At 46.7% G+C, this 12,018-nt stretch carries 8 protein-coding genes; 3 read left to right on the top strand and 5 right to left on the bottom strand.

The window, feature by feature from the left end:
• Window position 1 precedes the first annotated feature (1 nt).
• The 3 genes from NFHSH190041_RS03415 to fdnG are packed head-to-tail and all read right to left on the bottom strand — an operon-like array spanning window position 2 to window position 4,552.
• The gene (locus tag NFHSH190041_RS03415; protein ID WP_261923913.1) at window positions 2–640 is read right to left on the bottom strand and encodes a formate dehydrogenase subunit gamma; all 639 of its coding nucleotides are present in this window, start codon (window positions 638–640) and stop codon (window positions 2–4) included.
• Between the two features lie 3 nt (window positions 641–643).
• Entirely contained in the window at window positions 644–1,528 is an 885-nt protein-coding gene (fdxH, locus tag NFHSH190041_RS03410; RefSeq protein ID WP_261923912.1) for a formate dehydrogenase subunit beta, read from the bottom strand.
• 3 nt (window positions 1,529–1,531) lie between these two features.
• Window positions 1,532–4,552, bottom strand: coding sequence for a formate dehydrogenase-N subunit alpha (gene fdnG / locus NFHSH190041_RS03405; protein WP_261923911.1), 3,021 nt, complete (start codon window positions 4,550–4,552; stop codon window positions 1,532–1,534).
• 73 nt (window positions 4,553–4,625) lie between these two features.
• On the opposite strand from fdnG, the gene NFHSH190041_RS03400 reads away from it, so the two are divergent.
• Complete coding sequence (locus tag NFHSH190041_RS03400; protein ID WP_261923910.1) at window positions 4,626–4,787, top strand: hypothetical protein; 162 nt, start codon at window positions 4,626–4,628, stop codon at window positions 4,785–4,787.
• Window positions 4,788–6,039: 1,252 nt separating this feature from the next.
• Window positions 6,040–7,365 (top strand): outer membrane protein transport protein, encoded by a 1,326-nt coding sequence (locus NFHSH190041_RS03390; protein ID WP_261923908.1) that lies wholly within the window; start codon window positions 6,040–6,042, stop codon window positions 7,363–7,365.
• Window positions 7,366–7,486: 121 nt separating this feature from the next.
• Here the strand turns inward: NFHSH190041_RS03390 and NFHSH190041_RS03385 are convergent, their stop codons facing one another.
• Window positions 7,487–8,791, bottom strand: a complete 1,305-nt coding sequence (locus tag NFHSH190041_RS03385) for an anaerobic C4-dicarboxylate transporter (RefSeq protein WP_261923907.1) — start codon at window positions 8,789–8,791, stop codon at window positions 7,487–7,489.
• Window positions 8,792–9,025: 234 nt separating this feature from the next.
• The gene (gene aspA / locus NFHSH190041_RS03380) at window positions 9,026–10,489 is read right to left on the bottom strand and encodes an aspartate ammonia-lyase (RefSeq protein WP_261923906.1); all 1,464 of its coding nucleotides are present in this window, start codon (window positions 10,487–10,489) and stop codon (window positions 9,026–9,028) included.
• Between the two features lie 788 nt (window positions 10,490–11,277).
• On the opposite strand from aspA, the gene NFHSH190041_RS03375 reads away from it, so the two are divergent.
• A complete protein-coding gene (locus tag NFHSH190041_RS03375; RefSeq protein ID WP_261923905.1) occupies window positions 11,278–11,997 on the top strand; it encodes a fumarate reductase cytochrome b subunit in 720 nt (239 codons plus the stop codon).
• The last annotated feature ends 21 nt before the right edge of the window (window positions 11,998–12,018 follow it).

Genomic DNA, 12,018 nt, shown 5'->3' with positions numbered 1-12,018 from the left:
ATCAATGAGTTTCCTGAGAGTTTTCGTCGATTTCTTTCAACGCCAGTGGATGGTGCTTATGCAACCATGCACGGCTAACTTTGCCATAGAGCATGCCGGTGATAGAGCCTTCAATCCAAGCTGCCATCCAAACATGCACGATCAGACCTAAGGCCATAATCAGGGCAAATACTGCGTGACACATTACGGCCCACTGCACGGTCGCCGCGCTAAAGTGAGGCGCAAAGTAAGGCTGCCACATGATAAAGCCAGAGATGATCAAGCCCAGACCACATACCACAAACATACGGAACAACATCTTCTGACCGGCATTGTAATGACCGGCAGGAGGAATTTTGTCCTCATTTTGCAGCAATACTTCCTTCACGCTCAGCAGCCACTTAAAGTCACCTTTGATCCACTTATTGTGGCCATAGTAACGGGACAGCATCAGCATCAGCGCAACACACATGGCCAGACCCACAAATGGGTGCAGCACACGGGCCAGTTGTGGGGTACCGGAAATGAACCCCAGCCACTGGAATGACTGATACAGGAAGGAGAAACCGGTCAAGAAAGTGAACAGGCCGGTAGCCACAATAAACCAGTGACACAGACGACCGGCCAACTTGTGACGGGTAATCATTTGCTGTTTTTCCATGACTTACTCCTTATCTGCTTTGTCAGAAGAGGACTCTTCCTCTTCCACAACGTTGCGGCCCACAGCAATGCGGTGGATCACAGCAACAGCAGCCAGACCCAGAATACCGGCGGCGCCCAGAGGCTTAATCCAGTCCTGTTTCAGGGTATTAGGTGTGCTGACCTGTGGGTCTTTTGGCAGACCGTATTCTTCAGGCTTAGTGATATCCTTCAGAATCATGATCATGCCAGTACCGTTTACACCTGCAGGATCATAGATACCTGCTTTGGTATGGCCTTCAGCATGCAGCTGTTTAATCCGCTGCTGCGCAGTAAACAGCATGTCTTCCTTGGTACCGAACTTCAGTGCACCAGTCACACAAGTCTTCACGCAGGAAGGCTCCATGCCCGCAGCCAGACGGTCGGCACACATGGTGCACTTATACGCCTTGTGGTCTACAGGGGACAGTTTTGGTACGTCAAATGGACAAGCAGTGACACAGTAACCACAGCCAATACACTTGTCGGCATCAAAGTCCACGGTACCGTCAGCACGCTTGATAATGGCGCCGGCAGTAGAACAAGCCTTCAGACAAGATGGGTCACCACAGTGCATACAAGCTGTGTGGGTGAAGTTCCAGCTGAACTTGTCGTCATCCATCACTTCATGGAACTGCATCAGAGTCCAACACTCAGATGACAGCTCCATTGGGTTTTGGTAACTGCCCTGGAAGGTGCCCACAGGGGCACGCAGGTCGTTCCACTCACTGCAGGCTACCTGACAGCCTTTACAGCCGGTACATTTGGTAGCGTCAAACAGCTTGGCCACAGGTGCCACTGCGTGGCGAGCCTGGGCGGCTGGGGTCAGCTCAGAGGTGCCTGAGCGCATGATAATGTCTCTTGCTGACATGGATTACAGCCCCTCTGCTTTTTCAATGTTAACCAAAAATGCCTTGTACTCAGGAGTCTGGCTGTTGGCATCGCCCACAACTGGCGTCAGAGCATTAATCTCATACGCTTCCCGGGTCAGACCTTCATAGTTGGCGTGCAGTGGAATACCAATGGTATGTACCTGCTTGCCATTCACCATGACAGGCTGCATCCGCTTGGTTACCATGGCTTTGGTCACGATATAGCTACGTTTTGAGCTTACCTTGACCCAGTCACCGTTCTTAATGCCTTTTTCAGCAGCCAGCTGTTCATCCATTTCGATGAAGTGCTGAGGCTGAGCAATGGCGTTCAGACGCGCATGGGTAGTCCAGTTGTTGAAGTGCTCAGTCAGGTGATAAGTGGTTCCCACATATGGGAATTCTTTAAAATCACCGATCTGGGCAGCGTCATCAGCAAAAATACGGGCTGCTGGGTTCTGTACCACTTCCGGGTGCATTGGGTTAGTACCGATTGGCGTTTCAAACGGTTCATAATGCTCTGGGAATGGACCATCTTTCATCAGACGGGTACAGAACAGGCGACCGGTACCTTCAGGGTTCATCAGGAAACCTGTCTTAGCACTGGCAACCGGATCCAACTTGGCATTGAAGTCAGGCACGTCGATACCGGTCCACTTGCCGTGTTTCCACTGCATCAGGGTGCGGTCTTTATCCCATGGCTGACCATTGATATCGGCAGAAGCACGGTTATACAGAATCCGGCGGTTCAGCGGCCATGCAAATGACCAGTTAGGGGTAATACCCTTACCAGATGGATCTGAGTTATCACGGCGAGCCATCATGTTACCGGCTTCAGTCCAAGAGCCTGTGTAGATCCAGCAACCACTTGATGTAGTACCGTCAGCTTTCAGCTGGGCAAAACTGGACAGCTGCTTACCAGTGATCAGATCTTTACCGTTCAGTTCTTTAGCCAGTTCATCAGCACGTGGGTTGTGCGGATCAACATAGTTCCAGTCAATTGCTTCAACCGCTTCTGGCAGTACACCACCTTCTTTGGCATACAGGGCTTTAAGCTCATGCAGAATACCGGACCAGATTTCACCATCACTCATGGCTTCCTCAGGCGCTGCAGCACCCTTATAGTGCCACTGCATCCAACGGCCAGAGTTCACGATAGTGCCTTCTTCTTCGGCAAAACAGCCAGTAGGCAGACGGAACACTTCGGTCTTGATATTGGCAGAATCAACTTCGTTGAACAGCTTCTTATTGCGCCAGAAAGTTGCAGTTTCTACAGCCAGCGGATCCAGCACGACCATGAATTTCAGCTTAGACAGTGCATCCAGAGTCTTGGCTTTGTTTGGCAGTGAAGCCAAAACGTTAAAGCCCTGAATAAAATAGCCATTAACCTTGCCGTCTTTCATCATCTGGAAATAACGCAGTATGTCATACTGCTCATCCCATTTAGGCATCCAGTTATAGCCGAAGTCATTGGCTGCGGTAGCGTTTGCACCCCAGAATGATTTCATCAAAGACACGAAGAACTTAGGATAGTTACTCCAGTAATTGGTCTGTCCCGGACGCAGTGCAGCTGGGGTGTTGTGCTTCAAGTGAGCACGCAGATCAACGTCTTTATCATTTGGCAGCTTCAGGTAACCTGGCAGGTTCTGCGCCAACAGACCCATATCGGTAATACCCTGAATGTTAGAGTGACCACGCAGAGCGTTAACACCGCCACCCAACACACCAATGTTACCCAGCAGCAACTGTACCATTGCCATAGAGCGGATGTTCTGAGCACCTTTAGAGTGCTGAGTCCAACCCAGAGCGTACAGGAAGGTTGCAACCTTGTTGTTGGCATGGGTTTCACCGATGATGCCACAGACTTTTTCGTACTGGGCTTTCGGCGTACCGGTAATGTTAACCACTTCATCAATGGTGTAACGGTCAACGTGCTGTTTCAGCAAGTTCCATACACAACGTGGGTGGCTTAAGGTTTCATCAACCTTGGCATAACCGTTTGCATCCAGCTCATAGAACCAAGACTCAGTGTCATAGCTCTTAGTTTCAGGATCATAGCCGGTGAACAGACCATCTTTATAACCAAAGCCTTCGCGAACGATAAAGCTAGCATTGGTAAAGGTCTTCACATACTCATAGTTCACCTGCTTGGTATCGATCAGATAACGGATCAATCCCAGGAAAAAGGCAATATCAGAGCCGGAACGTAAACGGGCATAGTAATCAGCCACAGCAGCACTACGGTTGAAACGTGGATCAACCACAACCAGTTTGGCGTTGTTATGCTGTTTTGCTTCAGTAACCCAACCGAAACCTACTGGGTGGTTTTCAGCGGCATTACCGCCCATAACCACAATCACATCAGCGTTCTTAATGTCGATCCAGTGGTTTGTCATCGCGCCGCGACCAAATGATGGAGCAAGACTTGCTACCGTTGGTGCGTGTCAGATGCGGGCCTGGGTATCGACGGCTACCATTCCTAGACCACGGGAGAACTTCTGGGTCAGGAATCCGTTTTCGTTACTCTGGGCAGATGCAGCCAGCAAACCTGTGGTCATCCAGCGGTTTACTGTAGTGCCATCTTCATTAACGGTGATCATGTTTTGATCACGGTCATCTTTCATCAAACGGGCGATACGCTTGAATGCGTCCTGCCAGCTGATGCGAGTCCACTCAGTAGCACCAGGAGCACGACACTCTGGGTACTTCAGACGGTCTGGGCTGTTAACAAAATCCAACAGACCGGCACCTTTTGGACACAGGGCACCACGGCTTACTGGATGATCAGCATCACCTTCGATATGGAACAGTGCATGTTCCACGTTTTTGCTCATGTCGCCACGGCTATACATCAGCAGGCCACAGCCTACGGAGCAGTAGCAGCAGTTGTTACGGGTTTCTTTGGCCCGTATCAATTTAAATTCGCGAGGCGCGGCAAAGGCTATGCCGGGCATCATACCCAGCGCAGCCATAGCCGAGGTTGCTGCCCCGCCTGCGCACAGTTTAAAAAACTGTCGTCTGTTCATTACTCATCACCCTTATCAATGGCAATACACATGCAGTGCCAATCAATAGTCTCCAAGGACAAAGGTTTCTGATATGCAATCGCCTAAAGCGCTGCAGATCACAAACACCGTGTCCGATACCCATACCCGATCACACGACATAGATCGGGGCTGGTGCAGCATTGGCCGCCACCAACAACAGGGAACCGTTGTACCGCAGCATGTTCTGCGGCGGCAGCGAGTATCTGAGAAATGACTAATAATGACAATTTACGACACTTGATCCAGATCACTTAAAATTCGATATCGCACAAAACAACCATTAAATAGTTATATTGCAATATATAATACCAATAATAATCAGAATAATAGATATAAACACTGTTAAAACAGTAGTCAGACGATATGGACAGATTGACATGGACGACTGATACATTATGACACACAGCAAAATCAGTCACTGCAAAAGCATAAGTTTGCTAAAATAATGCGCTGTGACATATCGATATATCGCCGATATCCTTTGCTGACGCGGGTTATTCCATAGCTGCAGTCATGGCAACCAAACTCCGTGCTCAAGCTCAAATTTCAGCGCATCTATGTGATCTACACAGCATATCAACGCCAGAATAATGTTTTATAGACAAAATGACCCATATCACATAAAGGGTACGTTCCCATTTTTCCGTGCATTTGTTAATTGATGTAGCCAAGCTGTACCACGGTGATACAAGTTGAAAACCCGACTAAAACACACAGGTATAGTGAAATAAATAGGGAAATAAATAGAAAAACAAGATTAAAGCCAAACAGGCAAATCTACACTTTGGATTACTGTGGCTTTTGAGATAGCGCTTGATATGGCGTTTGATAAGACGCTAGCAATAACATTCTGGTGCGTGCTTACATCCAATAACAATGTTACGCGCCATGCAAGCAACTCACTTCTCTGTTCAGCCCTTAACGAAATCAAGGTTGATATTAGCAGCGTCATCTCAACATCGCTTGCCCTAAAGCGAACGCTCAATATCCTAGGGTCTGTTGACGTTTCGTGATTAAATTTTGTTCGAGATAAAAGCGTTTTAATCGCGGCGAGTGGTTTGTCGCCTAGTTATTCTAAGCAAGAACCGCTCAACAAAGAGTAAAACGCTTTTAGCCGAACCCTGCGGGCAGCGTTTGAGGCGCCTTTCTACTGCGTTATCGGCTTATCAGGTAGCACAACTACCTATCAAAGCCTCTGCCTTGTATAAAGCATCCTCAAATCGCTGCAAAAACAAACTTGAAAGGTCAACAGACCCTAGTCAGTACCTTTATCAAACCAAAGGACTACAGAAGTAAGACCACTTAACATCAATATGATTTCATTATTTTTTTCGTCAAAAACGCACAAAGCCTTGTCGGCGGGCACTTGCATTGTGCTGTCACATCTCTAAACTGCGCCACTTTTCCAGCGTTGGTGGTTACTCACATAAGCTCATCAACACAGCCATATACCCCGGTAGACACAGATGAAAAAACACACATTAATTTGCGCCGCTGCGGCAGCATTAACAGCAGGATCTGCACAGGTTTATGCCGCCGGATTCCAATTGGCGGAAACATCTGCTACCGGTTTAGGCCGGGCATTTGCCGGGGAAGCGGCGATAGCTGATAACGCCTCCGCACAATTCAGAAACCCAGCACTGTTATCAGATTTACCCGGTCTACAGATATCTGCTGGCGCCATCAAGGTCATGCCGCATATTGATATCACTGGCCAGACCCGTATCCAACATATGTATGGCTTAACGCATCAGGTGACAACCTATGACACCAAGGCCACAGATATCGCCAAAAGCGCGCTGATCCCCAATGCCTATCTCAGCTATCAAATAAACCCGCATTGGAGCGCAGGTCTGGCAATGAGTGCCGGGTATGGCATGTCATCCAAACTGGAAGACAGCTTCCGTGGCACCCAATTCGGCAATGAGGCTTCTATTAAAGCCATTGAAATAAACCCCAATATTGCCTATCGCTTCAATGACAGCATCAGCGTGGGGTTTGGTCTGCGTTATGTGATGGCCGATGCGGATATCAGTGCGACCAGCTCAGCGCCACTGCAGTTATTTCCGCAATCTGTCCCCAAAGGCACAGTGCTGAAATATATGGCCGGTGACGATACCGCATGGGCATGGCAAGCAGGGGCTCTGTGGCATGCCAGCCAGGCAACCACCATTGGTCTGAGCTACCGCTCAGAGGTGGACTTAAAGCTGCAAGGACATGCCTATGGCTTAGGCTTTAATCCTCTCAAACCAGAGCAGCATTATCCGGGTACCATGGCGCTGACGCTACCCGCTACCGCAGAATTGGCCGCGAAACACCAACTGACTGAACGCCTGGCGCTACATGCCAGCGTTAACTGGACAGACTGGAGTAAATTTACCCAACTGCGGGCGGAAATTCCGGGCGTACCAGAAAACGCTTGGCTGGTAAAAGAAGAAAACTGGCATGACAGTTACCGGGCCGCAGTGGGGAGCACATACCAAGTCTCTGACCGCAGCGTCATCCGGGGTGGTATCGCATTTGATAAATCATCTGTGGATGATGCAACCCGTACCCTGACCATTCCGGAAATGAACCGTTATTGGGCTTCACTGGGATATGGTTATCAGGTATCAAAACATATGACTGTTGATATCAGTATGGCTTATTTGCTGGCACAGCAATCCCGGGTATCAGAGCCACGCCAAGGTGCCCGTTCAGATAAAGTTGCCGCCATGTTTGGCGGAGAGTTCAGCGGCACCACCCAAGGGGATGTCTGGCTGATGGGTGTCCAGTTAAGCTACCGCTTCTGATAAATTTCATAGATAAAACAAGGGCGCTTATTGCTAAATAAAGTAATAAGCGCCCTTTTAATATGCTTAGCATTGGCTCAATCATCAACCAATCGATAATCAGCAAATGCTGCAGTGCAAATTAAATAATCAGGCTACCAAAAGCAAAGCCCAGTGCTACTGCAGCCACAATACTGACCACCCCAGGAATAAAGAAAGGATGGTTGAAAACATACTTACCAATTCGGGTTGAACCAGTGTCATCCATTTCCACTGCCGCCAGCAGTGTTGGATAGGTAGGCAACACGAACAGTGCAGAGACCGCAGCAAATGAAGCAACCAGCGTCAGAGGCGCAACATGAATTGCCACTGCCGCAGGCATCAGAGCAGCAGTAGTTGCACCTTGAGAATACAGCAGCATAGAGGCAAAGAATAAGGTTACCGCTAACATCCAAGGATATTGGGCCAACAGGCCACCGGCAAATTCTTTAATCTCACCAATATGGGCTGCCACAAAAGTATCACCTAACCAAGCAACCCCCAGTACACACACGCAAGCACTCATACCAGATTTAAAAGTACCGGCACTGGAGATTTTGCTGGCATCAGCCTTACATAGCAGCACAATCAGCATCGCCGCGCCCAGCATCATAGACATGATGGCTTCGTTACGTGGAATAGGCGCATGGTGAATCAGACCAACAGTTGGACTGATCACAGTGGCATAAGCTACCACAGCAATAATGGCAATAAAGAAGATACCAACAGACAATTTTGCATGTTTGCTAATTTGACGACGTTCAGTAGTGGTACGTTGCTTGATTAAACCGCTTTCCAAACGCTCAAGATAAACAGGGTCATCTTTCAGTTCGCAGCCCATAAAGTTCGCCACAAAGGCACCGATCATACAGGCAACAAATGTGGTTGGAATACAAATCAGCAGCAGCTCGATATAACCCACCCCAACCGGAGCCAGCACACCGGCAAAAAAGACCACGGCAGCAGAAATTGGACAGGCGGTAATAGCAACCTGAGAGGCGACTACAGCAATAGACAAAGGACGGGACGGACGAACGCCCTGGCCTTTGGCCACTTCAGCAATAACAGGCAGAGTAGAAAATGCGGTATGACCTGTCCCGGCAAGCAGGGTCATTAAATAGGTCACAATAGGGGCATAAAACGTAATGCGTTTCGGGTTTTTGCGCAGAAATTTTTCAGCGACATCCACCAACCAGTCCATACCACCAGCTACTTGCATAGCAGAAATGGCGGTGATCACAGACATAATGATCAAAATAACATCAACGGGAATATGACCGGCATCTAATCCTAAACCAAAGCAAAGGACCAAAACACCGGCACCACCGGCCAAACCGATACCAATCCCACCGATTCTGGCGCCTAAAAAGATAAACGCCAATACAATAAATAGTTCAACGATGCTCATAGAAAAACGTCCTGATAAAGCACCAGGGCAAAGCACTAGAATCTTGATCGCTATCTTATTCCGCCGAGCCATTCGCCAGGGAAATAGGTATCACTTTATGGTCGCTGAACGATAGTAAAGTCGTAGAATGAAAGCCGTGATCAAATTCCGCTCTAACTCTCGCCCCGGTAAATAACAGTGTTAAAGGAGCCGTTAGTAACGACTCCTTCCACTCATACTTATTTAACGTAGCGGTTAGTTAAAACGTTTACCTTTATATTGTGGGTGCATCAGGTTCTCAACAGAGAAGATATCGTCCAGTTGAGCTTCTGTCAGCAGACCACGTTCCAGTACTACATCACGGACGCTGCGGCCAGTTTCAGCACAGATTTTACCAACCACGTCACCTTCATGGTGACCGATGAATGGGTTCAGATAAGTGATGATACCGATAGAGTTAAATACATAATCTTTGCAACGCTCAGCATTCACGGTAATACCGTTAACACACTTGTCAGCCAAAGTTCTGCAAGCATTAGTCAGCAAAGAGATAGACTCAAACATTGCTTGGCCAATAGCAGGTTCCATCACGTTCAATTGCAGCTGACCAGCTTCAGCAGCCATAGTCACAGTGATATCGTTACCCATAACTTTAAAGCATACTTGGTTAACCACTTCTGGGATTACTGGGTTAACTTTTGCTGGCATGATAGAAGAACCTGCTTGCAGTTCTGGCAGGTTGATTTCTTTCAAACCAGTACGGGGACCTGAGGACAGCAGACGCAGATCATTACAAACTTTAGACAGTTTAACCGCCAGACGTTTCAGGGCGCCGTGTACCATAACATAAGCACCACAGTCAGAAGTTGCTTCAATCAAATCTTCTGCTTTAGACACGTTCAGGCCAGTACATTCTGCCAGGTGTTTGATAGCCAGTTCAGAGAAACCTTCAACCGCGTTCAGGCTAGTACCGATAGCAGTTGCGCCCAGGTTCACTTCCAGCAGCAGGTTAGCGGCATACTGCAGGTTTTTCACTTCTTCTTGCAGCAGAACGGCAAAAGCGTGGAATTCTTGACCTACTGTCATAGGCACAGCATCTTGCAACTGAGTACGGCCCATTTTCAGGTCATTAGCATGTTTTTCTGCCAAGACGTCAAAAGACCCTTTCAGATAATTGATGGCTTCCAGCAACTCAACGATGCAGTTATAAGTAGCAATACGGTAACCAGTTGGGTAAGCACAGTTGGTTGACTGGCTCTTATTAACATGGTCATTAGGGTTAATGATGTGATATTCACCTTTTTCGTGGCCCATCAGCTCCAGTGCCACGTTAGCAATCACTTCGTTGGTATTCATGTTTACGGAAGTACCAGCACCACCTTGGAATACATCAGATGGGAACTGATCCATACATTTACCGGTTTCCAGAACCAGGTTACAGGCATCAATAATGTATTGGCCGATTTCTGCAGGGATAACGTGCAGCTCTTTGTTAGCCATTGCCGCTGCTTTTTTAGTAAATACCATACCGCGAACAAAGTTAGGTACATCGGAAATGGTTTTACCTGAAATCTGGAAGTTTTCAATTGCTCTTAAGGTATGTACACCCCAATATACATCAGCAGGTACCTGACGTTCGCCCAACAAGTCAACTTCAGTTCTGGTTGGTAAAGCAGTTTCAACACCAACTTGAGTTTGGGTTTCTACATTAGTAATCATAATAACCATATCCTATTTTTATTAGGAGTTTAAAATACAGCCCATCAATATGTATTGCATCAATTAATATTAAATTGATAAATAATGATAACCAACAAGGTAAAGCAATATATTTTGATGCTCTGAACCAATATCAAATTACCTGTTACATTTGATTGCAAATAATATGGACAAGTTAGTTCAGAATAATTGTGGTGAATATCTCATTTCTAATTTGATAGTGCGAAATTTTATATTGGCGTGACCACTGTCACCAAGATTTTATTTTTAAAACTCACGATGCAAACAAGATCACAGTCAGGTGAATACATTTGTGGAAATGCTATCCCAAGACACAAAATAAAACCCATTAAACACAATAAGTTAATGAATTTTTTGAATTTAAACGCCATTTAACTGCATAACAAATCATTTATTATTGATAATAATTCTCAATTAAATCTTATCCTTCCCTTTTTAAATATCAGTAAAATTTATTATAAAGATTTATTCATTAATAATTACTCACTGAGACGCGATATATAAATCATTTTTCGTTATTCCTAATATAGGCTTTCGAATAATTCAACTTTAGCGATATAAAAAATTAAAAGAAATAAATTTGATGATTAAAAAAACTATTTTTTTAAACGAATTTGTGAGCGACCTTTAAAAATCTTCAAAATTCCAGTGATGTTTATCCCAGATTGTTTTTAATAGCCTTCTGATACATTTGATACTTGTTATTTTAAATACACTTCGTATGTTCCATTTTCATTAACAGTCTTTTCAGAGATGGATAAACAGCAATGAAAGTTTTTATTCCAAATCCATTTAACCCAAGGGTGGTGGGGACTCCAGGCAGTGCCAGAGCCGATATGTTACAAAGTGCCACCGGCATTATCTTAGGTTTATTCCTGCTTGTGCACTTGCACTTTGAATCCAGTATTCTGCTCGGCAAGGAAGCATTCTTCCACACAGTGCAGTTCCTTGAAGGCAGCATGTTCAGCGATACTCCTTATGGCTGGCACTGGGTCACCCGGGCAATTTCTGTCTTTATGTTGGTGGTCTTTATTATCCACGCAGTGACTGCACTGCGCCGTTTCCCTGCCCAACTTGGCCAATGGCGCGCACTCAGAAACTTCCAAGGCACAGTAAAACACGGTGATACCACTATCTGGTTCTGGCAACTGCTCACTGGCTGCGCGCTGTTCTTCTTAGTGCCTGTTCACCTGTTCCAGATGATCCAAGAGCCTAGCATCGGCCCTAATATGTCACCTGCCCGCGTTTATCTGGACAATGTGTGGGTACTGTACAGCATCTTCCTGCCTATCGTGATTATCCACGGGGTATTTGGTCTGTACCGTGTCAGCGTGAAATGGGGTCTGTTCAAACGCCGTAACCTGGTTAGAAGCATCGCCATGGTACTGATTGCTTATCTATTCGTACTGGGACTGGCCAGCCTGTGCACTTACCTGCATCTGGGTGCGCAATTAACTCTGCCTGTTACCCCATATGTACCGCATTAAGTTCAGATAAAGAACAAAAAT

Origin of the sequence: Shewanella sp. NFH-SH190041 (assembly GCF_024363255.1) — a bacterium.
Lineage (GTDB): Bacteria > Pseudomonadota > Gammaproteobacteria > Enterobacterales > Shewanellaceae > Shewanella.
This window is presented reverse-complemented; position numbering and strand designations above follow the sequence as displayed.

Coding starts and splice junctions, on each gene's coding strand:
- NFHSH190041_RS03415 (WP_261923913.1), bottom strand. CDS start 640: ATGGAAAAACAGCAAATGATTACCCGTCACAAGTTGGCCGGTCGTCTG.
- fdxH (WP_261923912.1), bottom strand. CDS start 1,528: ATGTCAGCAAGAGACATTATCATGCGCTCAGGCACCTCTGAGCTGACC.
- NFHSH190041_RS03400 (WP_261923910.1), top strand. CDS start 4,626: ATGCAATCGCCTAAAGCGCTGCAGATCACAAACACCGTGTCCGATACC.
- NFHSH190041_RS03390 (WP_261923908.1), top strand. CDS start 6,040: ATGAAAAAACACACATTAATTTGCGCCGCTGCGGCAGCATTAACAGCA.
- NFHSH190041_RS03385 (WP_261923907.1), bottom strand. CDS start 8,791: ATGAGCATCGTTGAACTATTTATTGTATTGGCGTTTATCTTTTTAGGC.
- aspA (WP_261923906.1), bottom strand. CDS start 10,489: ATGATTACTAATGTAGAAACCCAAACTCAAGTTGGTGTTGAAACTGCT.
- NFHSH190041_RS03375 (WP_261923905.1), top strand. CDS start 11,278: ATGAAAGTTTTTATTCCAAATCCATTTAACCCAAGGGTGGTGGGGACT.